This is a genomic window from Roseibium aggregatum, assembly GCF_017309185.1.
Classification (GTDB): domain Bacteria; phylum Pseudomonadota; class Alphaproteobacteria; order Rhizobiales; family Stappiaceae; genus Roseibium; species Roseibium aggregatum_B.
Genome location: NZ_JAEKJZ010000004.1, coordinates 82,398 through 109,387, shown reverse-complemented (window position 1 = coordinate 109,387; position 26,990 = coordinate 82,398). Strand labels below are relative to the sequence as shown.

The following is a 26,990-nucleotide window of genomic DNA, read 5'->3' as shown; positions in this document are numbered from 1 at the left end:
GTCGCCTACCTTCCCGTCACAAGGACGGTCTTGAGACCCTGCCGCCGCGCCGCCGACATGACGTCCACCACGTTCTGCACATTGGCGTCCGGTCCGGACCAGATCGCGATCAGCGTTTCCTTTTCAAGCTCGGAAAACCGCTGATCCATCCCGGCCATGGTCAGGGGCTGTCCGTTGAGATCGAGCTTCTCGGAAGAATGCAGCCGGAGATAGGCCGGCCTCGCATCCGCGCCACCGCCTTCGCCGCCGCTGGAGACTTCCAGCGACTGGTAGCGCGTGAAACTGGACGCCAGCATGAAGAACAGAAGCAGCAGGAAAATCACGTCGATCAGAGAAGTCAGACCGACCGCCTGCCGCTTGGGCCTGGGCTCAAACCGCATGCCTCGGCTCCGTCGCCTCCAGGGCCACGACCCGGGCCCCGCCGCGTTCGGCGACCGCTCCGGTGAAGAAGGCCGTAACCAGAGATTCCATTTCCGACTGCTCGGATTCGATCCGGCTGTCCAGCCAGCCGACAATCGCCGAAACCGGGATGGCGACCGCGAGACCGACCGCCGTCGTCAGGAGCGCGACCCAGATCCCGCCCGCCAGAACAGATGGATCGACCGCGGCACCCGCGCCCTGCATGGCCTGGAAGGCTTCGATCATGCCAAGCACCGTACCGAGCAGACCGATCAGGGGCGCGGTCTGGGCAATCATGTCCAGGGGCCGGAGATAGGCGCGCAGTCCGTTGATCCGCTGGATGCAGATCCGCTCCACATCCTCTTTCAGGAGGTCCATGTCGTCCGAAGCGTGCGCGCTTCCCTGAATGAGCTTCAGCATGATGTCGGAGAGGACCGACCTGCCGCGCGCAGCCGCAGTCTTCGCGTCCTGCCCCTGGCCGTCAAGCCACAGGGAAAGCGCCTTGCGGGCGGCCCCGAAACGACCGACGCCGAGGAGCGTGAACTGGATTATCTTGGCGGCGATCAGCGCCACCGCCACGATGGACAGTGCCAGCAGCAGCATGACCACCGGCCCGCCCTGGTCGACCAGCCCTGTAAGGGGAGAGAGGAAATGCGGCATCGCCGCAGTCAAATTGTTAGGCATTTAGATCCACTACAGACAGACGATTACAGGATCAGCTCGATTTCCGACCGGGAGGTGATTTGAAGCAAGGACAAGCAATCCTTCGCGGCATCGCCCGGAATTTCACAAGCCCGGACCTCGTTCAGCAGCACCCTGGAAATATTCGCGCAGTCGCCCTTGGCGACATCGTATTGCCGCACGCGAGTCTTTCCGGGGGGCAGCTCGCCGAAATCGATGGCCGCATAGCCGGAAACCCCCTCCGACTTGTCGAACATCACCAGATCCAGCCCCAGGGCCTGAACGCCTTCGCCTAGATCGTTTCTGATGACAAATGTCAGACGGCAGGAGTCCCCGACCGTCGCCGCGGTGTTCAACTGAATTGCAATTGCCTCGGCGGACTGAGCCGCCGCCGCAGACACAGCAAGGCATGCCATCATCAAGGACGAAGCCAGAATTCTTTTCATCTCAACGCTCTCCTGTTGGAGCAACACAGCGCCGGCCAATTGCGTCGGCGTCGGCCTGACACCCGAATATCCAGTTTTTTTCCCGGAAACCTTTTCAGGCGCGCACCGGATATCGCCCCCGATCCGGATCTGTAACCGCGTCTCATCGATGCGCATCGAAAAGGCCGGAAGCGGCCCCGAAGCATCAGAGACAGATTGTCGTTTTCTGGAAAGACACTCCCATTTCCGTGGTCCGGTCGAAGGACAACCGGAAAGCGGATCGCGTTTCCACAACGCTGGAGGTCTGTTGCGGCTTGGGTGCAAAGCTCCGTCAAAATGACGATGTCCGCGTCCCTGGCTGACCGATGTGTACACCAAAAAGGTGAACCGGGGGAACACGTTTAAGGAATAAAACCTGAATTTTCTAGTCTGATATTTTCCAGGCCGATCCGGGAGCGGTTTCACGGGCTGGCAGGATGTCGGAAAAGATGGACTTCTCATAGTCCCACACTCCGGAAGACAGCCCCTGGCTCACGGTGCTTCGGCCACAAGATGGCGATTGCCCACGTCCACGTATCTGACGCGCTCAACGCTTTGACCGAGCGGCAGGACGGGCGACGGAATTTCGCCGGTGGGCACTTCGAATGCATCCCGCCTTCGGCCCGGATCCGGAATCGGCACGGCCTTCAGCAGTTTCTTCGTATAGGAATGCTGCGGGTTCTCGAAGATCTGGCGGCGCGTTCCGACTTCCACGATCTGGCCGAGATACATGACGGCGACCCGGTGAGAAACCTGCTCGACCACCGCCATGTCATGGGAAATAAAGAGATAGGCGAGCCCCATCTCGTCCTGCAGTTCCTTCATGAGATCGAGCACCTGGGCCTGCACGGACACGTCCAGGGCCGACACGCTTTCATCGGCGACGATCGCCTTCGGTTCGAGCGCGAGCGCACGCGCGATGCAGATCCGCTGGCGCTGGCCGCCGGAGAATTCGTGCGGGTGGCGGCGCATCTGCTCCGGTGTCAGACCGACTCTGCGGAACAGGCCCGCCACGCGGTCTTCCAGCTCCTGTCCCCTGGCCAGCCCGTGAATGACAAGAGGTTCTCCCACCAGATCGCCCACGGTCATGCGCGGATCGAGCGAGGCATAAGGATCCTGGAAAACCATCTGGAGATTGCGCCGGTATCCCCGGTCGGCCGCAGCGGTACGGGAACGCATGACATGTTCGCCACACACTCGGATCGAGCCTTCCCACGGCACGAGATTCATCAAGGCCTTGCCGATGGTGGACTTGCCGCAACCGCTTTCCCCGACAAGGCCAAGAGTTTCCCCCCGATGGAGGTCGAAGCCGACGCCTTCGACGGCATGGACCCTGGAGACGACGCGGTGGAGCACTCCACCCTTCAGGTTGAAACGCACGGTCAGGTCTTCGACTTCAACCACCTTGGCCGCCGCCCCGTCCTGAAGGTGGGCGTTGGCCGGGTCTTTGCCCGCCATCGCACCGAGCTTGGGCACGGCGGCCAGAAGCTCCGCCGTATAAGGATCCTTCGGTGCGGCGAACAGTGGCGCGACGGCGTTGTCCTCGACGATCCGGCCATGCTGCATCACGATCACCCGGTCGGCCATTTCCGCGACAACACCCATATCGTGCGTGATCAGGACGATGGCGGTCCCGGTCTCCTTCTGCAGATCGCGCATGAGCTGCAGGATCTGCGCCTGGATCGTCACGTCGAGCGCGGTGGTCGGTTCGTCGGCGATCAGGACCTTCGGGTGGCAGGCGAGCGCCATGGCGATCATCACCCGCTGACGCATGCCGCCGGACAATTCGTGCGGGTACTGCTTCAGTCTCTGTTCCGGTTCGGACAGGCGCACGTCCCGGAGAATTTCCAGCGCCCGCGCGTCCGCCTTGGCCCGGGAAACGCTTTCATGTGCCAGGACCGCCTCGCGAAGCTGACGTCCGATGGTCAGCACCGGATTGAGCGAGGTCATCGGCTCCTGGAAGATCATCGCCACGTCGTCGCCGCGCACCTTGCGCATCTCGCTCTCGCCCAACGCCGTCAGGTCGCGTCCACCGAGGTCGATCGTGCCTCCGGCGATCCGGGCCATCGGTTCCGGCAGAAGGCGCATGATCGACAGGGCGGTCATCGATTTGCCGGACCCGGATTCGCCGGCGATGCACAGCGTCTCCCCCTCGCGCAGATCGAAACTCAGCCCGTCGACCACGATCTTCTGCCCCTGCGGCGTCGCCACGGCGGTTTTCAGGTCGCGAACGCTGAGGACCGTTTTTTTGTCCGTCTGCGGGGTGGGCGAAGTCTCGCTCATGCTGGAGAAAATCTTTCGTATATTGAAAACGTTCCTGGAGACGGCCGGACCGGAGCCCGGCCGTCAGGGTCAGTTCAGAACCACTTTCGGGAAGTAGAAGGACACCACCCAGTTCGGCTGGTCGACGATCTCCGAAATCCTGAGATCGCCGCAGACCGAGCAAAGCATGTAGGCCTCCACGGGACTGTAGTTGTGACGGGCGCACAGCAGGTCGATCATGTTCGAGACGGCGGCCTGCGCCCCCTCGAAAAGATCGGTCCCGATGCCGGTCGTCACTTCATAGCCCATCTCGTCCAGATGCCGGGTCACCGGTCCGGGGGTCTCGAAGCGCGGCATTTTCAGGTCCGCGCCCTTGATCAGGTCCAGTTCGATCACCGTGTTCATCGGGCTCTCGATGGCCGTGCCGCAGACTTCACCGTCGCCCTGGGCGGCATGGGTGTCGCCGATGGAAAACAGCGCGCCCGCGACTTCCACCGGCAGGTAGAGCGTGGTACCCGCCGCCAGATCGCGGATGTCCATGTTGCCGCCGACCCGCCTGGGCGGAACGATGGAATGGAGACCGGCTTCCGCCGGCGCCACGCCGATCGTTCCGGCAAAGGGCTTCAGCGGCACCTTGCCGAACGGGGCGTAGGCGGACGTCCCCAGCTTGTCCTTGTCATAGGACCAGACATGCAGCGCCGGATCCTTGAACTGCTCGGCCAGAAGGCCGAAGCCCGGAATGTTGGCGGTCCAGCCGAAACCGGACGGCTTGAACTCGTGGATCTTGACCACGAGCGCGTCCCCCGGCTCGGCCCCATCCACGTAGATGGGGCCGTTGACCGGATTGATCTTGCCGAAATCCAGGGTCGCAACATCCTCGACGGTGCTGTCCGGGGTTAGCTGACCGGCGGAACTGTCGAGGCACTCGAATTCCAGGACCGTGCCCGGAGCCACCGTCTCGACCGGGGCAAACGAGTTGTCCCAGCCGAAATGATGCTGCGCCGCATGGATCGTGTATGCGGCTTCGCACTTACTGCACATCTTTCGCCCAAACGTAATCGTAGTTGACGGGAATGTGGACCGGATCGACGAAGATGGCATCGGGGCCACCCAGCCGCTCGGACCGCATGGTGAAACGCTGTTCGTGGAACACCGGCGCCCAGGCCGCGTCGTCCATGACCGAGATGAAGATCTTGCGCCAGGCTTCCTCGCGCTCCGCCTTCTGCGCCGGGTCGGTCATGCTGTCGGCGGCGGTGGCCTGCTTGTCGAGTTCCTCGTTGCAGTACCAGGACCAGTTCCAGCCGCCCTTGACCGCGCCGTCACAGCCCAGGATCGGGCCATAGAAGTTGGACGGATCCGGGAAGTCGGCGATCCACGCCATGCCGCCGGACCAGATCATCGGCGCCTGGTCGGGCTCGCCCCCGGCCGCAATCACATTGGCCTGGGCCAGTGCCTTGATTTCCGCCTTGATGCCGATGGCCGCCAGATCCGCCTGGATGGACTGCGCGATGCGCGGGTTCGGATCGGTGTTGTAGACATAAAGCTCCGTCTCGAAGCCGTCGCCGAGACCGGCCTCTTCCAGAAGTTTCTTCGCGCCTTCCGGATCGAAGGGATAGCCTTCGTAGTCGTTGTCGTAGCCCGGCATGGTCGGCGGCAGCGGCTGGTTGGCGGGAACGGCGCGGCCGTTGATGATGCGCACGACGCGGTCCTTGTTGATCGCCATATTGACGGCCTTGCGCACTTCAAGCTTGTCGAAGGGCGGCATCTCAACGTTCATCGTGACATAGCCGGTATGAAGCTGGCCGCCTTCGATGATCAGGTCCTTGTATTGCGGGTCCTTGGTAACTTCCAGGAACTTCGCCGGCGGAATGCCGTCGCCCGGAATGTCGGCCTCTCCGCGCTGCAGACGCAACAGCGCCACGATGGGCTCCTGACCGACCTCGAAGGTGATCTGGTCGAGTTTCGGAACGCCCGCGCGCCAGTAGTCCGCGTTACGCTTGAACACCAGACGCTGGCCGAGGGTCCACTCTTCCAGGGAGAACGCGCCGGTGCCGACCGGATGCTTGCCGAAGTCCGCGCCGTGTTCCTCGACGGCTTCCTTGGGCACGACGGAGGAGAAGTTGATCGCCATGACATGCAGGAAGGTCGCGTCCGGACGGGACAGTTCGATCTTCACCGTATAGGGATCGACCACGGTCACGCCTTCCAGGCTTTCCGTGCTGCCGTCGGCGACCGCGTCAAAACCCTTGATGGAGCCGAAGAAGCCGGCGCCCGGGCTCTGGGTTTTCGGGTTGGTGACCCGGTCGAGGGAGTATTTCACGTCCTCGGCGGTCATTTCCCGGCCGTTATGGAACTTGACGCCTTCGCGCAGCTTGAAGGTGAAGGTCTTGCCGTCGTCGGAGATCGTGTAGTCCTCGGCGAGATCCTTCATCAGGTTGGTCGTGCCGGGTTCGTAGTCCATGAGACCGTCGAACAGGCTCTTGATCATCGACCAGTTCTGCCAGTCGTAGCCGATGGCCGGATCGAGGGTGGAAACATCGTCCTTGTAGGTGACGATCATTTCGCCGCCCTGCTTGATGTCGTCGGCCATTGCGGGGGTCAGGGCGGTGGCGGCGAGAAAGGCCGCGGCCCCGGCCAGGAGAGACTTCTTCATGCTATTACCTCCGGTTCACGGTGATATATGCCGGACCGCTCTGACGGCGTTTGCTCCGGCGCTCGTGCCGCGCGTCAGCGCAGCTTGATCCTGGGATCAATCAGGGGAGCGATCATGTCGGCGAGGAAATTGCCGAGCACGATCGCGAATGCGGATACGAGGGTCACGCCCATGATGATGGGAATGTCGACCCGCTGAATGGCCTGCCAGGCGAGCTGGCCGATGCCGGGCCAGCCGAACACGCTCTCAACCACGACGATGCCGCTCATGAACAGTCCGATATCGATGCCGATCATCGCGATGATCGGCAGAAGCGCGTTCGGCATGGCGTGACCGAACAGCACCTGCCAGCGTTTCAGCCCCTTGGCCCGGGCAGTGCGGATGAAGTCCTGCCGCAGCACGTCGATCATGGAAGACCGCATCATGCGCGAGTACCAGCCGGCGCCGAGAAAACCGAGCGTCAGGGACGGCAGCACCATGTGCCTGAACGTGCCGTAGCCTCCGATCGGGAACCAGCCGAGCTGCACCGCGAAGACATAGAGCAACAGGATGCCGATCACGAACTGGGGCGACGACACACCGACAAAAGACAGAACCATCAGGCTCGTGTCCGCCGCCGTGTTCCGGCGCAAGGCCGCGACCAGTCCCATGGTCAGTCCGATCGCCAGCTCGCAGACAATCGCCCCGAGCATCAGGAGCAGGGTTGCAGGCAGGCGCGAGGCGATCAGTTCTCCGACTTCGGTCTTCTGAAGGTAGGAGCGGCCAAGGTCCCCCTGGACCAACCCGGTGAGATAGCGGAAATACTGCTGGTAGAAGGGCAGGTTCAGCCCGAGCTGCTCGCGGATATTCTCTACCGTCTGGGCGGTCGCGCTCCGGCCGGCGATCTGCCGCGCCGGGTCGGCGGGGATCAGGTAGAGCAGCACGAAGGTCAGGAAGGAGATGCCCAGGAGGATCAGCAGAGACTGCAGGACCCGGCGCAGGATATAGCTGCCCATGGCTCAGTGCCTCCCCTTCTGGGTCGGATCCAGCACCTCACGCAGGGCGTCGCCCAGGAGATTGAACCCGAGCGCCAGCGCGATGATGGCGATGCCCGGAAAGAACACCAGCCAGGGTGCGGAGGTGAAATAGGTCTGGTTCTCGTAGATGATGTTGCCCCAGGACGGGGTCGGTGGCTGAACGCCGATGCCCAGGTAGCTCAGCGTTGCTTCCAGAAGTACGGTCGTGGAGATCCCCAGTGTCCCGAAGACCACGATGGACGACAGCAGATGCGGCAGCACGTGGCGGAACAGAATCCGGAAAGTCCCCGCGCCCATCGACCGTTCGGCGACGATGAACTCGCGCTCCGACAGGGACCGGGTTTCGGTATAGACCACCCGCGCCATCTGCACCCAGTTCACCATGGCGATCACCATGGCCACGATCCAGAGCGAGGGACGGAACAGGGCCGCCAGCGTGATGGCGAGCAAAAGGGCGGGAAACGCCATCATCAGGTCGGTGAAGCGCATAAGCACCGTCTCGACCCAGCCGCGGAAGAAGCCGGCCAGAATTCCGACCAGCGCGCCGAAGGCGGCCGCCACGCCATTGGCCACGACGCCGATGATGAGCGAGGTCTGCGCGCCAAAGATCAGCCTCGAAAGCAGGTCCCGCCCGAGAAGATCGGTACCGAGCCAGAACTGCGGTCCGGGCGGCAACGGCGCCCCCTCCAGGGTCAGTCCATCGAAAAACTGTTCATTGGGGTCGTAAGGAGCCACCAGCGGCGCGAGGACGGCGGCGCCGACGATGACGACGATCAGGACAAGTGCGAAGACAGCGGTCTTGCGCCGGAACAGGCGCTGCATCACGCCCCTTTCCCCGGTCGCCGTAGCCGCTTCTTGAACCGCCGTTTCGCCCACGCTCATTCTCTTCCCTGCTTCCGTTCGGACCGGTTGCCGACATGCTCGATGAGAGCATCCGCGGCGTCTTCGACCGTTACCCGCCCGGTCATCGCAAGAGACCGCAGATGCGCATAGGCGTCCGCCGAGCCGCATTTATGGAGATCCATGAGGCAGAGCACCGCTTCCACGACGTTCGGCCGCCGCGCGAGCCGGGATTCCAGATCGGCAGTCCGGGCAGCCGACTCCCGATGCGTCTGGAACGACCGCACCGCGACGACGAGCGCGCCGAAGACCCCGGTCGATCCGATGGGCTTGCTCAGATGCGCGCCCGCGCCCCGCTGGATTGCCCAATCCACCCGGCCCGGCGCCTCCGAACCGATCAGGGCGACCATCGGCATGGGCAACTCGCTCTGCGGCCAGGGAAACTGCTCCTCATGCCCCATGTCCGCATCGAACAGCACGATATCCGCCTGCCGGTGTTCCTTCTCGAGCGCAGGCCAGACACAGCTCACCTCCATGCCCAGCCGGTCGAGCTGCCGCGTCAGACGTTCCAGATCCGCATGCGGCCTGTGCAGCACAACCGCGTTCCAGCCCCGGAAATTGGGCGTCCTGAAAGACTTCAGTCTCATTTGACCACCCTCAGAAAGTTTCGCCCACCGGACGCCGGACCTCCGGCCTCCAGGTCCTGGCGGCTGCGCAGCCGTTCGCTCCGCTCGCTGTTGAAATTGACCAGATAGGGGTCCGGCGCCAACCGCCTGGCGTCCTGGTTCAAAACGCGGAACTGCCTCCGGGACGCACCGGCCTCCCCCGATCCTTCGACGACCCCGATGAAGGGCGCCAGGGTCGCGTGCTGGGTGTCACGGTCGATTTCCAGCGGCCCGACCGGAGTCGGAACCGGCATCGTCGACAGAAAGTCGCGGACCGTATCGGGCTCCGCGGTGCCGCAGGCCTTGATCGCCTGCGCCAGGGCCCAGACCGACTGGTACGGTCCGGTAAACATGGCTGAAACACCCATGTCCTCGCCGCGCGCTTCATGCATCCGCCGGACGAATTCCCGGTTCTGCGGATAATCGGCGGTTTCGAAATAGGACGCGGTGGAAATGACGCCTTCCGCCGCCGAACCGATGATCGGAAGTTCCGCCTCCGTAAGGTTGCAGCTCAAAACAGGCATGACATCGGGCCGGAAGGCTGGATCGCTCAACCCCAGCTCGCGCACGCCCCTCAAAAACGCGTAGCTGCTGACACCGATCAGATTGTTGAAGATGAAGTCCGGCCGGGTCGCGGCGATTTCCGAGATAAGATGATCGACCTCCATGTCGCCCAGCGCAACGTAGCGTTCGCCCAGAACCGACCCGTCTTCCGCGGCCAGCAGCTCGCGGGCGATCCGGTTCATCTCCCATCCCCATATGTAGTTGGATCCGACGAGAAACGCGCACTTGCCGTATTGAGGCATGATCTTGCGGAACAGCGGCACCACGTTCTGGTTCGGGCAAGCGCCCGAATAGATCACCCGGTCATGGCTTTCGAACCCTTCGTAAGGAACCGAATACCACAGCAGCCCCTGGTAACGCTCGAGAACCGGCAGCAGTTCCTTGCGGCTCCACGACGTCTGGCAGCCGATAATGTGCCGGCAGCCATCTTCTGCCATCATGCGCTGCGCCAGCACCGCATATTGCTCCGCCTTTCCGGCGGGGTCGGCTGCGACCGGCTTGAAGCGGAAATCGAAGAGATCCGAAGCGTTGACTTGCTCGATGGCGATCGCCACACCGTCACAGGCCTCGCGGCCGATGACCGAGTAGGACCCCGTGCTGGAAAACAATACGCCGATCGGATGTTCGGTCTTCGACATTCTTCGATCCCATTTCCCTTGCCGTCAACTCCGGCGCGACGTCGCTCAGGGCATAAAAAAACCCCGATCCGCTACCAGTCAGGCGAGCGAGAAATCGGGGCGCGTTTGCCGTGCGGCGAGCCGGATGCCGCTATATTGCCTTCAGCATCGCGAAGACAGTCATTCTTGTCAATCGCTCCAAAGCACAAAAAAACATCATGCTCATTTATACAACAAGAGCTTTCGCGGTCGAATGCGCCCGGACGTTGCAGTCGGAAAGCGCATACAACGCTCTCCAAAAAACGCAGGTCTGTCCCAGGTCACAAGGCGGATCTGGCCTCTTTCTGGGACAAGGACCTGGAATAACGAAGATATTTACGAGCACGGAGACCGCGGGTTCCACTCCCGACCGCGACAGACGGGCGGTCGGCGGGCAACCGGATCGCAATTCGCCTCGCCGCACATTTATCGGGCATCGGGGGGGCGTTGCCGTCCCCCGCGAGGTGCCCGGTACCGTCAAAATATCAGTCGAGCGGGAAGACAACGTTCGTCTGGCCGGTGCCCGACGACGGGAAATACTCAGTGACGACTTCCGCGCGACCCTTGTACTTGTCCCAGCCGAGTGCCCCGAACAACATGACCGTGTCGTGCATGTCACCCTCGCCGTCGCAGTATTCGGCATAGTCGGGCAGCATCTGCAGGAAGAGTTCGTGTTCGCCGTTCTGCCACAGCTCCAGCACACGGCGGTCGACCACCTCGTTGAACTTGGAGGAGATGGTGAACGTGCCGTTGTTTTCGGCATAGATGTCGTTCGGCCAGATCTTGTGACTGAGCGACCCGGACGCGATCAGTGCGACGTTGCAGTCCGACTTTTCGATGGCTTCGCGAATGGATTCTCCGAGACGCCGCGATTTTTCCTGGGAATGCACCGTGCACATGGCGGCCACGGAAACGACCTTCAGTTCCGCGTTGCCGTTCATGAAACGCATCGGCACCAGCGTGCCGTATTCGAGCGCCAGGCTGTCCACCTGGTGGCTCAGCGTATAGACGTCGTTGGCACGCGCCGTTTCGGCGATCAGGTCGCCCAATGCCGCGTTGCCCTCGTAGGCGTAGGGCAGGTCCTTGATGAACTGCGGGAACTCGTTCGAGGTAAACAGGCCCTCGAACCGGTGATTGGCATTGATGTGATAGCCGGCGTTCACGAGCCAGTGCGTGTCGAGCACCACGAAGGTGTCGGCGCCGGCCTCGCGTGCGCGGCGGCCGATTTCCGCGTGGCCGTCGATGGCCGGCTGGCGAGCGCCCTTGAGCGGGCCTTCCTGCTCGGACATGATCATGGTCGGGACGTGGGTGACCTTGGCGGCCAGTACGATCTTACCCATTTGCGCTTTCTCCTCAAAAGGCAGTGCTTGCAGTTGATTTCAGGTTACGAGTGCGAGTGAAAGGGCGGGCACGGCGATCAACAGCGCCATGCGCACGATATCAGCGACCCAGAACGGCAAAATGCCCTTGAAGATGGTCTTCAACGAGACGTCCGGAAGCGTCGCGTTCAGGACGAAGACATTCATGCCGACGGGAGGGGTGATCAGGCTGACCTCGGTTACGACCACCACGATGATGCCGAACCAGATCAGGACGAGTTCCGGATCGGAAAGCAGCTCCATTCCGAAGTCGAGCTCATACATCAGCGGATAGAAGATCGGCACCGTCAGGAGGATCATCGACAGGCTTTCCAGCACGCAGCCGAGCACCAGGTAAATGGCGATGATCAGGGCAAGCACCATCCAGGCGCTCATCTCCGTGTCGTAGATCAGTCCGGCCAGCGCGTCGGGCAGGCCCGCGAGATTGATGTAGTTGGAAAACACCTCGGCGCCGATGACGATGATGAAAATCATCGCGGTGGATTCGACGGTTTCCAGAAGCGATTTCCAGATCTCGCCCAGAGACGCGTGCCCGGTGACATAGACCATCACCAGAGCGGCCCCCGCCCCCATTCCGGCGGCTTCGATCGGGGTAAAGAACCCGCCGTATATTCCCACCATGATGAAAAGGAACAGGGCGGCGGACAGCACCACGCCGTAAAGCCCTTCCAGAGGCTGGTCGTCCAGTTCGTAGGTCGCCGGCGCAAGCTTCGGGTTGAGCTTCACCGCGCAGGCAACGGCCAGGACATAAAACGCGAGCCCGATAAACCCCGGAACGATACCCGCCAGGAAAAGAAGCCCGATATCGCTTTCGGTGAGAATGCCGTAGATGATCAGGATCACCGAAGGCGGGATCAGGATGCCGAGCGTGCCGCCCGCGGCGATCGCGCCCGAAGACAGGCTGTCGGCGTAACCGAATTTGCGCAGGGACGGCATCGCCACCTTGGACATGGTGGCCGCGGTCGCCAGAGACGATCCGCAGACAGCAGAAAAACCGCCGCAGCTCAGGACGGCGGCCATCGCAAGGCCGCCCGGCAGCCGGCGCACGAGCCTCTGGGTCGCGGAAAACAGGCCTCCCGCGACGCCCGAATGGGCCAGCAGGTTGCCCATGAAAATGAACAGCGGGATCACGGACAGCGAATAGGAAAAGATCGTGTCGAACGCGGTGGTTCCGACCATGGAAAGGGCGGCATCCGTTCCCCGGATCATTGCGAAACCCACACCGCCGACAACGATCATGGCAAACGCGATGGGCACGCGGAACATGGCCAGTCCAAGCAGGATCGCGATGGCGAGAAGCGGGCCGGCCATGTCAGAATCTCCGGACGAGTTGGCTAGGAAGCAGCGCTGTGAACGCGCTGGCGGCGAAGGTGAACGCCCCGAGGGCCGCGGCGGGCCAAAGCGGCAGGGACAATTCGACGGTGGTCGCGCCATCGCCGAAAAGCGCGGTTCCGTGCCGAACCAGGGTCCAGCTCACCGCGAAGAGCACCAGCGAGGTTACCCCGGCACCGAAGGCGGAAACGATCCGCTTCGTCGTCGGCGACCACATGCCGGACAGAATGTCGACTTCGACATGACCGCCCTTGAGCGTGGTGATCGGCAGACCTGTCATGACCAGCCCCGCCAGCAGGACCTGGGTCAGCTCGAACGCTCCGGACAGCGGCGCGTTGAAGATGTAGCGACCGATGACATCGACCACGGTCACGGCAACCATGGCCAGGATCAGTCCCGCCGCGACGGCGGGAAGGATCCTGGCGACCAGGACCCGAAGCCCCGTAAGGGGCTTCGGCAAGGCGGTTTGTGCGGTCATGATCCGGGCTTTTCGGTCTGCATTGCCTTCAATGCGGCCGCGCCGTCGAACCCCTGCGCCGTGACGGCTTCGACCCACTGGGCTTCGATCGGGTTGGAAACCTCGACGATTTTGCTCAAAACGGGTTGAGGCGCCGCGTAAACGTCGATCCCGGCTTTCTCCGTGGCGTCCAGCCCCTTGGCGTCAGCCTCGTTCCAGGCCTTGCCCGCCAGTTCGCTGAAGGCCAGCCCGGAGACGGACATGATCGCTTCCCGGTCTTCCGCCGACAGGCCTTCCCATTTGCCTTCATTGATCACAAGGAACCAGGACGTGTTGTAGAGTCCGCCGGGCACGGTCATGACATCCGTGATGTGCTTGTCGAGTTTGAACGCCCGGACCGCATCCATCGCCATGCAGATGCCGTCGATGACACCGCGAGTAAGCTTCTCGTAGACCTCGCCGGAGGACATGAACAGCGTGGTCGCGCCGACACCGGACATCAGGTCCGCCGGGTACCCGCCCGGCGTGCGTACCTTGAACCCCTGGAACTGGCCGGGCTCGTCGAAATGCCAGCCCTTCGAAAGGAGAACGCCGGGGCCGTGGGTGAAGAGACCCAGAATATGCGTGCCCTCATGTTCCCCGGCCGCGTCGAGCTGACCGTTATAAACGGTCCAGAAATTCTTCGAGACCTCGACCGCATCGTTTCCCAGGAAGGAAAACTGGCCGACCCGGGAGCGCAGGAACCTGTCGTCCTTGGTGAAGCTGTGCAGGCCGTAGGTGATGTCCGCGACACCGTCCTTGGCCATGTCGAAATGCGCCGGGGGGGCACCGAGCGGTTTGGTCAGGACACGGACGCTGACACGGCCTTCCGTCGCTTCCTCGACCTGCTTGGCCCACGGCTTGATCGCGCCAACGACCAGCGGATGGCGCGGCGGCAGCCAGCTCGACAGAACAAGTTCGGTTGCGGCCCAGGCCGGCGAGCCGATCAGTCCCGAGGCCAGTACGGCCCCGGCCAGAAGAGTGCGTTTGAAAAATTTCATGTCTTCCTCCCAGAGGGTGCGACGGTCAAACCGTCCGGTGAACGATGCGGCAGCCCCTTGAAGCCCGCCGCCGGCAGAAATTCAGAATGCGGACCGAAGCGCCTTCAGCCCGCCCATGAGCACGCCGACATCGGAACCGACCGCCAGGAACTCGACCCCCATGTCCTGGTAGCCGGCCGCGAGCGACCGGTTGGATGTCAGAATGCCGGCGGCACGGCCGGCGGCGCGGATACGGGTCAGGGCGTCGTTGACGACCGCCTGCACCTCGGGAGCGTCGGGCTTCCCCAGATGGTTCATGTCGGCGGCAAGATCCGCCGGACCGATGAAAACGCCGTCGACACCTTCCACCTGAAGAATGTCATCCAGGGCTTCGATGCCTTTGGTGGATTCGACCTGCAGCAACAGGCAGAGTTCGGTTTCCGCCGTTTGCAGATAATCGGGAATGGCGTTGTAGGAACTCGCACGGGCCAGAGCCGCGCCAACACCTCGGGCGCCCCGCGGCGCGTAGCGAATCGAGCGAACCACCTCCGCCGCCTGCGCGGCGGTTTCGATCATCGGCACGAGGAGCGTCTGTGCCCCGACATCCAGCATCTGCTTGATTTCGGCCCGGTCGTCGTTGCGCACCCGGACGACGGGAGAGCAGCGGTCGCCGATAGCGCGGAGCTGGGCCAGGACATCGCGCAATCCGTTCGGCCCGTGCTCGCCATCAATGACCAGCCAGTCGAACCCCGTATGGGACGCCAGTTCCGCGACGGACGGATCCCCAAGTCCGAGCCAGAGGCCGATTTGCGTTTCCCCGCTCTTGAGCCGGGCCTTGAAGCTGTTGTGAGGCGCAGGCATTGATTTACCCGAAGTTGATGGAAACGGAACCGAAGCCGCCGAAGTCGGCTTCGATGAAGGTGCCGGGCGGACACTCGATCGGCGCGATGAAGGAGCCTGAGAGGACGACCTGGCCCGGCTCGATCTTCTGGCCGTACTGCCCCATGCGCCGCGCCAGCCAGACCAGTCCCATCACCGGATCGTTGAGGACGGCGGCCCCGAGCCCGGTGGACACGACCTCGCCGTTTTTCGAGACGATGGCGCCGGTCCAGCGCAGGTCATGCGCCTCAGCCTTTTCCCGCTGCGCGCCGAGCACGATGCCGCCGTTCGCGGCATTGTCGGCAACGGTATCGAAGATCTTGCGGGTCGCGCCGGTCTCCGGATCCTGACGGACGATCCGCGTGTCGAGGATCTCGATGGAGGGCACCACGGCTTCGGTCGCCGCCAAAACGTCCTCGCGCGTCGCATCGGGCTCAAGGGCGTCTTTCATCAGAAAGGCGATCTCCACTTCGGCGCGCGGCTGGATGAACCGGCCGGCGGGCACCGTGCCGCCGTCCTCAAACAGCATGTCGTCGTAGAGAACCCCGCTGTCGGGCGTATCGATGCCGAGTGCCGCCTGCATGACCTTCGAGGTGAGCCCGATCTTCCAGCCGATGATCCGGCGTCCTTCCGCCAGTTTCCGGCCGATCTGCGCCGTCTGGACCGCATAGGCATCATCCAGCGTCATGTCGGGAAATTTCTGGGACAGCAGCCCTGTCTGGATACGACTTGCCTCCGCCTCCAGCAGCACGCTTGCAGCATCTTCGATCTGGGCCGCGATCAGCATACCTCGTCCTCCACGCCGTTGCGCAGAACGCCGATGCCCTCGACCTCGACCTCGACCACATCGCCCGGCTTCAGCCAGATCGGCGGATCGAAGCGCGCGCCCGCGCCCGTGGGCGTACCGCACACGATCACGTCGCCGGGGACCAGAGTGCAGAAAGTGGACACGTAGTTCACGATGAAGCGGAAATCGAACATCATGTTCGAGGTGCGATCGTTCTGGCGCACTTCGCCGTTGACCCGCGTTGTCAGCTCGATGTCCTCAAGCTGGGAAGCGTCCCGGAACGGCACCAGCCACGGGCCGATCGCTCCGGTCGAATCCCAGTTCTTGCCCTGGGTGACGTTGAACTTGGCATGCCGGACCCAGTCGCGGATGGTCCCCTCGTTGCACAGCGTCAGCGCCGCGATATGGTCGAAGGCATCTTCCTTCGCAATCCGACGACCGGCCTTGCCGATGACGATCACCACCTCGCCTTCATAATCGAGCTGCTCCGATTCCGGCGGACGGACAAGGTTCTGGCCGTGACCGGTGAAGCTGCGCGGAAAGCGGATGAACATCGACGGCTTGGTGGGCTGTGCCTGACCGTCTTTATACTCGGCGTTGCGGTCGGGAAAATTCACCCCGATACAAATGAGCTTTTCCGGGTGGGCGATGGGGATCAGGTAGTCGACGTCGGCCTCGTCATACGTCGGCTTGCGCCCCTCCGCCGCCGCGATGACCTCTTCCAGGGCACCGGCCTCGACCACCTCTTGCAGGCCCTTGAAGCGGGCGCCGAATTCCTGGGTCAGGTCGACGATACCTTCATCGGTCACGACGCCGTACCGATCGGCTCCATTGACGCGGAAAGCGGCGATACGTGCGGGAATGTCCATGACTGGCCTCCTCAGGCAATCCCGCCGAAGCAGAGATATTTGATTTCGGTGAATTCCTCGATGCCGTAGCGCGATCCCTCGCGCCCCAGCCCCGAGAGCTTGATGCCGCCGAACGGTGCTTCGGCTGTGGAGATGAGGCCGGTGTTGATGCCGACCATGCCATATTCGAGATCCTCGCCGACCTTCCAGGCCCGGGCGAGATCCCGCGTGTAGAAGTAGGAGGCGAGACCGAACTCGGTGTCGTTGGCCATCGCGACCACCTCCGCGTCTTCCTTGAACCGGAAAAGCGGCGCGACGGGACCGAAGGTCTCTTCCTTCGCCACCGCCATATCCTGGGTTACCCCGGTCAGAACGGTCGGCTCGAAGTAGGTCCCCCCGAGAGCGTGCGGCTTGCCGCCAAGCGCGACAGCAGCACCCTTGCCGGTGGCGTCGGCGATATGTTCCTCGACCTTGGCGACCGCGGCATCGTCGATCAACGGCCCGAACACCGTCTCTTCGTCCAGACCGTCACCCACCTTGAGCGTCGCCAGTTTCGCAGCGAGCTTTTCGGCGAAGGCGTCATAAACGCCGTCCTGGACATAAAGCCGGTTGGCGCAGACACAGGTCTGGCCGTTGTTGCGGAACTTGGAGATGATCGCGCCTTCCACGGCGGCATCCAGATCCGCGTCGTCGAACACGACGAAGGGCGCGTTGCCACCCAGTTCCAGCGCGAGCTTCTTCACCGTCGGAGCCGACTGGCGCATCAGTTCGATGCCGACCTCGGTGGAGCCGGTAAAGGTCAGCTTGCGCACGGTCTCGCTGCCGGTCATGGCACCGCCGATGGCGCGCGCCGAACCTGTCAGAACGGAAAAGAGCCCGGCGGGAAGTCCGGCCTTTTCCGCCAGCACGGCAAGGGCAATGGCGGAGAATGGCGTCTGGCTGGCGGGCTTCAGCACCATGGCGCAGCCGGCGGCCAGTGCCGGGCCGGCCTTGCGGGTGATCATCGCATTCGGGAAGTTCCACGGCGTGATGGCGGCAACCACCCCGATGGGCTGCTTGATCACCACGATGCGCTTGTCCGGCGCGTGACCGGGGATGACGTCGCCATAGACCCGGCGCGCCTCTTCCGCGAACCACTCGATGAAGGACGCGCCGTAGAGAATCTCGCCCTTGGCCTCCGCCACAGGCTTGCCCTGCTCCATGGTGAGAATGCGGGCAAGCTCGTCGGCATGCTCGATCATCAGATCGTACCAGCGGCGCAGCACCAGCGCGCGCTCCTTCGCACTGCGCGCGGCCCAGTCCTTTTGAGCCGTGGCCGCCGCCGCGATGGCCGCTTTCGTTTCCGTGGCGCCGAGATAAGGCACATGCCCGATGATCTCGCCGGTCGCCGGATTGGTTACCGGGATCGCGCCCTCGCCCGCCGGGATCCAGTCGCCGCCGACAAGGGCGGCTTCCCGCATCAGTTCGGATGACAGTGTCATTCGCCTGTCCTCACGGCGCCACGATGGGCGTTGCCGCCAGTTCCGATTTCACCGGCTCGACACCCTGGAAGGTGGAGCCATGCTCGAACCAGGACCTTGGCGCTGGGGCACCCCAAAGGGTCTGGCGCTGCGGGTCCTTCAGGTCCCACTTGATTGCTTCCAGGTCCGGATCGACGGTCTGGTAGTCGGAGCAATAGATCTCGATGCGGTGACCGTCCGGGTCGAGGATATAGAGGAAGAAGGCGTTCGAAATGCCGTGCCGGCCCGGGCCGCGCTCGATGTTGGCGACATAACCGGTCGTCGCCATCAGGTCGCAGAGATCGATGATGTTCAGCGGGGTCGGCACCCAGAAGGCCGTGTGGTGCAGGCGCGGGCCGAGACCGTTTGTGAAGGCGATGTCGTGCACCCCGCCCTTGCGGTGGGTCCAGGCCGCCCAGAGTTTGCCGCTCTCCTCGTCTTCCGTGTATTCGGTCACCCGGAAGCCCATCTCGTTATAGAAGGCCACCGCCTTGTCAACGTCGGAGGCAAAGCAGTTGAAGTGGTCGATGCGCAGCGGCTTCACGCCCTTGTAGAGCGCGTATTGCTGATGGATCGGCGGCAGGCGGTCCATCTTGAAATAGAACTCGATGGGCATGCCGAAGCAGTCGTGGGTGCGCAGGGTCCGGCCCTGAAAGGACCGCTCGACCCATTCCACGCTGTGGCCCTTGCCCTTGAACCAGTCATGCGCCTTGTCGAGTTCGGCTTCGTCGAACACCTTGAACGCCAGGCTGCGGACTTCGGAGGTGTCGTCCTTGCGCAGGACCATGCAGTGATGGCCGCGCTCTTCCATCGCGCGCAGATAGATGGTTTCGCTGTCCTCGTCGGTCACCTGGAGACCGAGCGTGTCCACATAGAACGCACGGCTGGCGGCGAGGTCCTTCACACCGAAGACAACGTGGCTCAGACGGATAATGTTGAATGGCGGATAAAGGTTCGGGGCCGGAATGGGCATCGTTTCCTACCTGATAGATTATAGGGTCGCGAATGGCGGCGCGGGCGCCGCCCGTTTGGGGCTTTAGCCGCCCAGTTTCGGGATCTTGTGATCGGTGCGCGGGAAACAGACGTTGACCGTTTCCATGTAGAAGTCGAACGACCAGTCGCCGCCGTCGCGTCCGATGCCGGACGCCTTGACGCCGCCGAAAGGCGTCTCCAGGTGACGGACGTTTTCCGAATTCACCCACATCATCCCGGCTTCCAGCTCGTCGGTCATGCGGACCGCGCGGCCGACATCGACCGTCCAGAGATAGGCGGCCAGACCGTACTCGACACCATTGGCGATCTCGACCGCTTCGCCTTCGTCCTTGAACGGGATCGCGGTCAGAACGGGACCGAAGATTTCCTCCTGGGCAATCGCCATGTCGTTGGTTGCGCCGGTGAAGAGCGTCGGGCGGACAAAGCAGCCTTCCTCGCCCGCTTTCTCTCCACCCGCGGCGATGGTCGCGCCTTCTTCGCGCGCCTTGTCGAAGTAGCTCAGGACCTTGGATTCGTGTTCCGGATGGATCAGCGGACCGACCACCGTTTCCGGATCGAGCGGATGGCCGACCTTGATGCGCTTTGCGACTTCGGCGACCTTCGCGGTGAAATCGTCATAGATCGTGTCCTGCACGAGGAGACGCGAGGACGAGGTGCAGCGCTCGCCGTTCAGCGAGTAGATCATGAAGGTGGCCGCGTCGACCGCCCGCTCCAGGTCGGCGTCGTCAAACACGATGACCGGGTTCTTGCCGCCGAGCTCGAAATGAACGCGCTTGAGGGTCTTTGCCCCCTGCGCCATGATCAGGCTGCCCGTGCGACTTTCACCGACAAAGGCGATAGCCTTGATCTTCGGATGCTCCGTCAGGGCCTTGCCGGCATCCTCGCCGAAACCGTTGACGAGATTCAGCACGCCTTTGGGCAGGCCGGCCTCCTCGGCGATCTCGACCAGCAGCTTCGCGGTCATCGGCGAAAATTCAGCCGGCTTGTGCACGACCGTGCAGCCGGCCGCCAGTGCCGGAGCGATCTTCCAGGTCGACAGCATGAACGGTGTGTTCCAGGGCGTTATCACACCCACCGGGCCAATCGGACGCCGCGAGGTCACGTTCAACTGGTTCGGATTGCGCAGGGCGAGCCCGTCTTCAGCAGTCGGCGCCTGATCGGCGAAGAAGCGGAAATTGGCTGCGCCGCGCAGAGCCGCCTTGGACATGAAGCGCAGGGCCTGTCCGGTGTCCATGCACTCGGTGAAGGCGATTTCCTCCGCCCGTGCCTCGATGCCTTCGGCGACCTTGATCAGGATCGCGCGGCGTTCCTTGCCAGGCATCTTTCCCCATGTCTTGAAGGCTTCGGAGGCCGCGTCTACGGCCCGCTCGATATCGGCAGCCCCGCCCTTGGCGACCTGGGCAAGCGGCTTCAGGTCCACCGGCGAGATCGTCTCAAAGGTTTCGCCGGACAGCGCCGGCACGCTTTCCCCACCGATGTGGTTCAAAACACCGTTGTCCCGAAACCTGGCCAGATAGGCGTTCGCGCGGTTGAGGTTTTCGTTCAAGACGTCCATGTCCGTTCCTTCATTTCCGGCCCGACAGACGGGCGTGAATGGGCGTGTCCTTCCAGCTCAACTCCGGGTCGGCGACCCGGATCTGAAGCGAAAGGGCGAAATGGGGGGTGGCCAGCGGTTCCTTCAGAACCTCCCGTGCGACGGCGAAGAGTTCATCTCCGGCAGCCTTGAGAACATCGACGCTGCGCCCGGCGCCAACATTCAGAGTCAGCGCCGCGAAGTCGTTCTCTGGCAAAGCGTCGGCGACGATGGCATGGTCCGCGCGGTAGGCGCGCACCCTGATGCCTGCGAGCGGAAAGATGTCGTTTGCCGCCATCGTCTCGTAGAGGCGCTTGCACAGCAAAGCCACATCGGCGCGGCCTTCCAGGCCAGCGGAATACTCTATCAACAAGTGGGGCACGGTTTCCTCCCAGAATCCGTTAACGTGTTAACGACCTACTTGTACGGAAACGGGAATTGGCTCCCGCTTGCCTCGGTCAATTTGTTGGCACGACCATATCATTAACGCGTTAATGATCAAGTAAATTTTTAAGCTGCGGAAATCCATGAGAAATTGGATGCCAAAACAATTTCGTTTCGATAGAAACATTCTTTCCGGGCAAATCGTTTTGGGGCATTGCTCGCGCAGGGGGAGAAGATGAAGGATCAAATCGTGAAAGACGGCTTCGGCCTGGCCCAGACCGGTCGAACCCTCCCGATTCTCCTGCTGCGCGCCCGCGAAAGCGTCATGGACAGGTTCCGCCCCATCCTGAACGCGCATGAAATCACCGAGCAGCAATGGCGCGTCATCCGGATCCTGCAGGAACGGGGAGAGACGGATTCCTCCAGTCTTGCCGTCATGGCGCTCGTGCTGCCACCCTCCCTGACGCGCATGCTCAAGGCACTCGAAAGCCGCGGTTTCGTCAGCACCAAGAAAGATCCCTCGGACGCCCGGCGCAATCTCGTCAAGCTGACGGAAAAGGGCGCCCTGTTCATCGAAACGGTCGCCCCGTCCAGCGCCAGGATCTATGCGGACATCGAAGAAGCGGTCGGCCGGGAGCGGCTCGCGCATCTTCTGGAGGACCTTCAGGCCCTGCTCCACGCGCTCGAGACCAGACGCTGATCGGTTGCGCAGACGACCTGATCTTCGCTCAGATTGCCGTGAAAGCTTTCAAGGACAAAGAACTTCCGTTTCTTGAACGAGGGAGCACCGGTGTTCAAACCGGACCGAGTCCCTGCCCGCGAACAGCGGAAGTTTGAACCAATTCCGCATTCATCCCGCAACCGTCGGACTTCGGTCGGCTCGGGCAAAAGACTTTGAAAATCGTCATGAACCCCGGCCAGAACCTCCCGTGTTGTCGAGTTGTCCTGGCGCGGCGCCCGGCACCTTCGCCCGCTCAAGCGTGGGCACACCTTGAAAAAGAGGGACCGATTAAAATTTGTTCCCCTGCATAAATTTCAGCCACGCGCAGCAAAACAAGCCGTTCCCGTGGCGCAGAGGCTTGAAAGAAACCCGAATAGTTTCGGGATTTCAGGGAGCTAAGGCCAGATTTCCCGGTCTTTCAGCTTCAAATCCGGTCGATAGAGGGCGGCTTCCGGCCGCTCCCTAAAAACGCACAAAACAGTCTTGCGGATCCAAAAACATGGCGACAAGATAGGAACCAATTCAAATTGGTTCACCTATCAGGCCATGAAAGACACCGACAAGCCCTCGCAACGCAATTCGAGCCTGGCCCTGGAACGGCTTCGGATCATCGTCGACCAGCTCTCCATGGAAGGCGTCAAGCAACTGCCGACGGAACGCGAGCTCTCCGAGACAATCGGCGTCGGTCGCCGCGCGGTCCGCCGCGCGCTTGAAGTGCTTGAGACGGAGGGCAAGATCTGGCGCCGTCAGGGCGCCGGCACCTTCATCGGCAGCGAACCCGCACAGCCGGAAAAACAGATCCTCACCCTGCATGAGAACTCCAACATGCTGGAGGTCATGGAAGTTCGCCTGCAGATCGAACCCTCCCTCGCCCGGCTGGCCGCCCTTCGTGCGACGCCGGGCGACATCGCTTCCATGCGCGATCTCGCGGCACGCGTCGCCAAGGCCGGAGACATGGACAGCCGAGAGCTTTGGGACAGCGCCCTGCATCGCTCGATCGCACGCGCCGCCAAGAACACGCTTTACCTTGCACTGTTCGATGTCGTCGACCGGGTCCGGCAGGATGCCGCGTGGCGGCATGTGCGCGAGGCGGTCCGGACCAAGGATGCGATCACGCTCTACCGGTCCCAGCATGTCGATATCATAGGGGCCATCGAAAACCGTGACCCGTTGAAAGCCGAACGGGCGATGCGCGCGCATTTGCTGGCGCTGCAGGAACGGCTCCTCTACCACAGCGAAACCGAGACCGCGGATGCCGACTGACGGAGCAGAAACAGACGGCCCGGTGCTGGACGTCCGGGACCTCGCCCTGCGGTTCAAGGGGACGCCGGCGAACATCGTCGACGGCGTTTCCTTTGCGGTTCGTCCCGGCGAGACCCTGTGCATCGTCGGCGAGAGCGGCTGCGGCAAGTCGGTCACCGCCCTTTCGCTGATGGGACTGCTGCCGCGCTCCGTCGCAAGGGTGATGTCCGGCACGGCGACCTTCGGCGGTCGCGATCTTCTCACGATGGCTCAACGCCCCCTGGCGGACCTTCGCGGCGACAGGATCTCCATGATCTTCCAGGAGCCGATGACCTCTCTCAATCCGTCCTACCGGATCGGCGACCAGATCGCGGAGGTCGTCCTGCGCCATAAACCGGTGTCACGGTCTCAGGCAAGGCAGCGGGCGCTGGAAATGCTGGACCGGGTCCGGATTCCGGCAGCGGCAAAGCGTCTGAACGATTATCCGCACCAGCTTTCCGGCGGCATGCGCCAGCGCGTCATGATCGCCATGGCGCTTGCCAACGACCCCGCGCTCCTGATCGCCGACGAACCGACCACCGCGCTGGATGTGACCATTCAGGCCCAGATCGTCGACCTGATCGCGGAGCTTCAGAAGGAAACCGGCACGGCGCTGATCATGATCACCCATGACCTCGGCGTGGTGGCGGAAATCGCCGACCGGGTCTGTGTCATGTATGCGGGCAAGGTGGTCGAGGACGGTCCCGTCGGCGCGGTCTTCGACGATCCGCAGCACCCCTACTCGATCGGCCTGATGAGCTCCATTCCTTCGGTCGGCCCCAGGAGCGGACGGCTGACGACAATCGGCGGCATGGTGCCGACGATCGACCGCATGCCGGCCGGGTGCCGCTTCGCGCCCCGTTGTCCCTTCATGCAGGGAAACTGCATGACCGCTTGCCCCGACCTTGACGAGCTTGGCCCGTCACACCGGACGGCCTGCCACTATGCCCCTCTTGAGATCTCGTTCGCGGAGGCGGCGACATGAGCCTGCCCACGGCGAAAAAGATCATTGAGACCCGTGCGGTCACCAAGCGTTTTCCCGGCAAGAAAACGCTTTTCGGCACCGCGTCCTTCGTGAGCGCGGTGAATGAGGTTTCGCTCGAGATCCGGCGCGGGGAAACCTTTTCCATCGTAGGCGAAAGCGGCTGCGGAAAATCGACCCTCGCACGCCTCCTCGTTCGCCTGCTGCACCCCAGCGACGGCGCGGTGCTCTATGAAGGCAACGACATCTCGACGCTGTCGGAAACCGACATGCGCCGCCTTCGCAAGGATCTCCAGTTCGTTTTCCAGGACCCGTTTTCCTCGCTCAATCCGCGCATGACGGTCGGCGCCCTGATCGAGGAACCGATGAAGGTGCATACGCGCCTCACCCGGGCCGAGCGTCGCCGGAAGGTCGCCGAACTGCTGGGCAAGGTCGGTCTGCGCGCGGCCTTCGCCAACCGCTATCCGCATGAATTTTCCGGTGGTCAGCGCCAGCGTATCGGCATTGCCCGGGCGCTTGCCAGCGGTCCGAAGGTGATCGTCGGCGACGAGCCCGTCTCCGCACTCGACGTGTCCGTCCAGGCACAGGTCATCAACCTTCTGGAAGACCTGAAAGCCGAATTCGATCTGACGCTGATCCTGATTGCCCACGATCTGGCCGTCATCCGGCACATGAGCGATCGTATCGCCGTCATGTACCTCGGCGAGGTGGTCGAACTCGCCGGCAACGACGACCTCTTTGACAGGCCCCTCCATCCCTACACCCGGGCCTTGATGCGGGCAATCCCGATCGCTTCGCCGCACGGCCGGTCGATGAACGCCACCTTGACCGGCGATGTTCCCTCGCCGCTCGATCCGCCCTCGGGGTGCCGGTTTCATCCGCGCTGCCCCCACGCCACGGATCTCTGTGTCAGTGAGAAACCGGTTCTGGGACAGGCGGGCGGCGACCGGACCGTCGCCTGCCACCACTGGAAAGAGATTGCGGACACCGCCGAAAGCGCCGTGCGAGAACCGCCGCGCAGCGACACCGCTGCGAAGCGCTTCGCGCTGTTCCGAGAGAGAAGTCAACAACAAGAGCCGACGACGGCCGGAAACATCTGAAGAGACCCTTCCGAGAGGAGTATAACAATGCGTAACAAACTACTGGCGGCGCTACTACTCAGCGCCACGACACTAGCCACCGCGGCCCAGGCCGCCGACTTGCGCATCGGCCTGCAGGACGATGCCGATGTGCTCGATCCGGATCAGTCCCGGACCTTTGTCGGACGTATCGTCTACACCTCGCTGTGCGACAAGCTGGTCGACATCACCCCAGACCTCGAGATCATTCCGCAGCTCGCCACCGGATGGTCCTGGTCCGACGACGGCAAGGTCCTGACCATGGACCTGCGCGAGGGGGTGACCTTCCATGATGGAACCCCCTTCGACGCCGAGGCCGTCAAGGCCAACATCGAACGCTCGCAAACCCTTCCCGAAAGCCGGCGCAAGAGTGAAGTGAAGTCGATCGAGACCGTCGAGGTCTCCGGCCCGCTTCAGGTCAAGATCACGCTCGGCGCGCCGGACGCGACCCTGCTCGCACAATTCGCCGACCGGTCCGGCATGATGATCTCGCCGACGGCAGCGGAAGCGGCCGGCGCCGAATTCGGCGCCAAGCCGGTCTGCTCCGGCCCCTTCAAGTTCGTCGAACGCGTCCAGCAGGACCGTATCGTGCTTGAGAAATTCGCCGATTACTGGAACGCGGATGCGATCAACTTCGACACGGTCACCTTCCTGCCGATCCCGGACACGACCGTACGCCTCGCCAACCTCAGGTCGGGCGACATCGACATGCTCGAGCGGCTGGCGGCCACCGACGTCGCCTCCGTGAAGGGCGACGGCAGCCTCGGTTATGCCGAAGCCGTCAGCCTCGGCTACCAGGGCATCACCGTGAACCTCAACAACGGAGAGCGCGGCGACAACCCTTTCGGTAACGATCCCAAGATCCGTCAGGCCTTCAGCCTGTCGCTCGACCGCGACGCGATCAACCAGGTGGTTTTCGAAGGCGCCTTCGCGCCCGGCAACCAGCCCTTCCCGCCGACCAGCCCCTGGTACGACAAGGACTACCCGGTTCCGGCCCGCGATGTCGCCAAGGCCAAGGAACTTCTGAAGGAAGCCGGCTACGACAGCCTGGACGTCGAGGTTCAGGTGGCGAACAACCCGGTCCAGACCCAGATGATGCAGGTCGTGCAGGCCATGGCCGCCGAGGCCGGCTTCAATGTCAAGCTGAAGTCGATGGAATTCGCCAGCCTCCTGGCTGATCAGTCCGCGGGCAACTACACGGCAAGCCAGGTCGGCTGGTCCGGACGCGTCGATCCGGACGGCAACATCCACCAGTTCATGACCTGCAAGGGCGGCATCAACGACAGCAAGGTGTGTATCCCGGAAGTCGACAAGCTTCTCGATGAAGCCCGGCAGAGCAACGATACGGCGACCCGCAAGGAAAAATACGACGCGGCCCGGGATATCCTGATCAACGAGCTGCCGATCGTCTATCTCTACCACCCGACCTGGATCTGGGCGCTTTCCGGCAAGCTGGACGGCTTCACCCCCTATCCGGACGGCATGATCCGCCTCGAGAACGTCAAGTTCAAATAAACCAGCCAATGCGGGACCCGGTC

26 protein-coding genes are annotated in these 26,990 nt (G+C 62.8%); 5 read left to right on the top strand and 21 right to left on the bottom strand.

Annotated features, from left to right (window positions below; all coding sequences use genetic code 11):
* Positions 1-5: 5 nt before the first annotated feature.
* The 21 genes from JF539_RS18205 to JF539_RS18105 form a co-directional block, all read right to left on the bottom strand.
* The gene (locus JF539_RS18205; RefSeq protein WP_209017405.1) at positions 6-380 is read right to left on the bottom strand and encodes an ExbD/TolR family protein; all 375 of its coding nucleotides are present in this window, start codon (positions 378-380) and stop codon (positions 6-8) included.
* Positions 370-1,083, bottom strand: coding sequence for a MotA/TolQ/ExbB proton channel family protein (locus tag JF539_RS18200; protein ID WP_207142145.1), 714 nt, complete (start codon positions 1,081-1,083; stop codon positions 370-372). Before JF539_RS18200 ends, JF539_RS18205 begins: the two co-directional genes overlap by 11 nt.
* Before the next feature lie 23 nt (positions 1,084-1,106).
* Positions 1,107-1,526, bottom strand: coding sequence for a hypothetical protein (locus tag JF539_RS18195; RefSeq protein WP_207142144.1), 420 nt, complete (start codon positions 1,524-1,526; stop codon positions 1,107-1,109).
* 510 nt (positions 1,527-2,036) lie between these two features.
* The gene (locus JF539_RS18190; RefSeq protein WP_207142143.1) at positions 2,037-3,827 is read right to left on the bottom strand and encodes an ABC transporter ATP-binding protein; all 1,791 of its coding nucleotides are present in this window, start codon (positions 3,825-3,827) and stop codon (positions 2,037-2,039) included.
* Positions 3,828-3,896: 69 nt separating this feature from the next.
* Positions 3,897-4,847, bottom strand: a complete 951-nt coding sequence (locus JF539_RS18185; RefSeq protein ID WP_207142142.1) for an acetamidase/formamidase family protein — start codon at positions 4,845-4,847, stop codon at positions 3,897-3,899.
* Positions 4,837-6,459 (bottom strand): ABC transporter substrate-binding protein, encoded by a 1,623-nt coding sequence (locus tag JF539_RS18180; RefSeq protein WP_207142141.1) that lies wholly within the window; start codon positions 6,457-6,459, stop codon positions 4,837-4,839. Before JF539_RS18180 ends, JF539_RS18185 begins: the two co-directional genes overlap by 11 nt.
* 74 nt (positions 6,460-6,533) lie before the next feature.
* The gene (locus JF539_RS18175; RefSeq protein WP_207142140.1) at positions 6,534-7,454 is read right to left on the bottom strand and encodes an ABC transporter permease; all 921 of its coding nucleotides are present in this window, start codon (positions 7,452-7,454) and stop codon (positions 6,534-6,536) included.
* 3 nt (positions 7,455-7,457) lie between these two features.
* A complete protein-coding gene (locus JF539_RS18170) occupies positions 7,458-8,357 on the bottom strand; it encodes an ABC transporter permease (RefSeq protein ID WP_419247690.1) in 900 nt (299 codons plus the stop codon).
* Positions 8,354-8,962 carry an ANTAR domain-containing response regulator gene (locus tag JF539_RS18165; RefSeq protein ID WP_207142139.1) on the bottom strand — a complete coding sequence of 203 codons (609 nt, stop codon included), beginning with the start codon at positions 8,960-8,962 and terminating at the stop codon, positions 8,354-8,356. Before JF539_RS18165 ends, JF539_RS18170 begins: the two co-directional genes overlap by 4 nt.
* Positions 8,959-10,182 (bottom strand): transporter substrate-binding domain-containing protein, encoded by a 1,224-nt coding sequence (locus JF539_RS18160; protein WP_207142138.1) that lies wholly within the window; start codon positions 10,180-10,182, stop codon positions 8,959-8,961. Before JF539_RS18160 ends, JF539_RS18165 begins: the two co-directional genes overlap by 4 nt.
* Before the next feature lie 503 nt (positions 10,183-10,685).
* Entirely contained in the window at positions 10,686-11,540 is an 855-nt protein-coding gene (hpaD, locus tag JF539_RS18155) for a 3,4-dihydroxyphenylacetate 2,3-dioxygenase (RefSeq protein WP_207142137.1), read from the bottom strand.
* Between the two features lie 39 nt (positions 11,541-11,579).
* Positions 11,580-12,890, bottom strand: coding sequence for a TRAP transporter large permease (locus JF539_RS18150; protein WP_207142136.1), 1,311 nt, complete (start codon positions 12,888-12,890; stop codon positions 11,580-11,582).
* Position 12,891: 1 nt separating this feature from the next.
* Complete coding sequence (locus tag JF539_RS18145; protein WP_207142135.1) at positions 12,892-13,389, bottom strand: TRAP transporter small permease; 498 nt, start codon at positions 13,387-13,389, stop codon at positions 12,892-12,894.
* A complete protein-coding gene (locus tag JF539_RS18140; protein WP_207142134.1) occupies positions 13,386-14,408 on the bottom strand; it encodes a TRAP transporter substrate-binding protein in 1,023 nt (340 codons plus the stop codon). The genes JF539_RS18145 and JF539_RS18140 overlap by 4 nt, the downstream gene beginning before the upstream one ends.
* A gap of 81 nt (positions 14,409-14,489) precedes the next feature.
* Positions 14,490-15,248, bottom strand: coding sequence for an aldolase/citrate lyase family protein (locus JF539_RS18135; RefSeq protein ID WP_207142133.1), 759 nt, complete (start codon positions 15,246-15,248; stop codon positions 14,490-14,492).
* Positions 15,249-15,252: 4 nt separating this feature from the next.
* Entirely contained in the window at positions 15,253-16,053 is an 801-nt protein-coding gene (gene hpaH / locus JF539_RS18130) for a 2-oxo-hept-4-ene-1,7-dioate hydratase (RefSeq protein ID WP_207142132.1), read from the bottom strand.
* Positions 16,047-16,922, bottom strand: coding sequence for a fumarylacetoacetate hydrolase family protein (locus JF539_RS18125; RefSeq protein WP_207142131.1), 876 nt, complete (start codon positions 16,920-16,922; stop codon positions 16,047-16,049). Before JF539_RS18125 ends, hpaH begins: the two co-directional genes overlap by 7 nt.
* A gap of 11 nt (positions 16,923-16,933) precedes the next feature.
* A complete protein-coding gene (locus JF539_RS18120; protein WP_207142130.1) occupies positions 16,934-18,382 on the bottom strand; it encodes an NAD-dependent succinate-semialdehyde dehydrogenase in 1,449 nt (482 codons plus the stop codon).
* A gap of 10 nt (positions 18,383-18,392) precedes the next feature.
* Positions 18,393-19,373, bottom strand: a complete 981-nt coding sequence (hpaD, locus tag JF539_RS18115; RefSeq protein ID WP_207142129.1) for a 3,4-dihydroxyphenylacetate 2,3-dioxygenase — start codon at positions 19,371-19,373, stop codon at positions 18,393-18,395.
* A 63-nt stretch (positions 19,374-19,436) separates the two neighbouring features.
* Positions 19,437-20,948, bottom strand: a complete 1,512-nt coding sequence (hpaE, locus tag JF539_RS18110; protein WP_207142128.1) for a 5-carboxymethyl-2-hydroxymuconate semialdehyde dehydrogenase — start codon at positions 20,946-20,948, stop codon at positions 19,437-19,439.
* A 10-nt stretch (positions 20,949-20,958) separates the two neighbouring features.
* On the bottom strand, positions 20,959-21,348 hold the full coding sequence (locus JF539_RS18105; protein WP_207142127.1) for a 5-carboxymethyl-2-hydroxymuconate Delta-isomerase: 390 nt from the start codon (positions 21,346-21,348) through the stop codon (positions 20,959-20,961).
* 237 nt (positions 21,349-21,585) lie between these two features.
* Between JF539_RS18105 and hpaR the strand changes: the two genes are divergently transcribed.
* The 5 genes from hpaR to JF539_RS18080 all read left to right on the top strand — a co-directional run bounded on the left by hpaR (position 21,586) and on the right by JF539_RS18080 (position 26,967).
* Positions 21,586-22,050, top strand: coding sequence for a homoprotocatechuate degradation operon regulator HpaR (gene hpaR, locus JF539_RS18100; protein WP_207142126.1), 465 nt, complete (start codon positions 21,586-21,588; stop codon positions 22,048-22,050).
* Positions 22,051-22,617: 567 nt separating this feature from the next.
* On the top strand, positions 22,618-23,334 hold the full coding sequence (locus JF539_RS18095; protein ID WP_207142443.1) for a FadR/GntR family transcriptional regulator: 717 nt from the start codon (positions 22,618-22,620) through the stop codon (positions 23,332-23,334).
* Entirely contained in the window at positions 23,324-24,337 is a 1,014-nt protein-coding gene (locus tag JF539_RS18090) for an ABC transporter ATP-binding protein (RefSeq protein ID WP_207142125.1), read from the top strand. The genes JF539_RS18095 and JF539_RS18090 overlap by 11 nt, the downstream gene beginning before the upstream one ends.
* Entirely contained in the window at positions 24,334-25,434 is a 1,101-nt protein-coding gene (locus JF539_RS18085) for an ABC transporter ATP-binding protein (RefSeq protein WP_207142124.1), read from the top strand. The genes JF539_RS18090 and JF539_RS18085 overlap by 4 nt, the downstream gene beginning before the upstream one ends.
* A 27-nt stretch (positions 25,435-25,461) precedes the next feature.
* Positions 25,462-26,967, top strand: a complete 1,506-nt coding sequence (locus tag JF539_RS18080) for an ABC transporter substrate-binding protein (RefSeq protein WP_207142123.1) — start codon at positions 25,462-25,464, stop codon at positions 26,965-26,967.
* Positions 26,968-26,990: the final 23 nt, after the last annotated feature.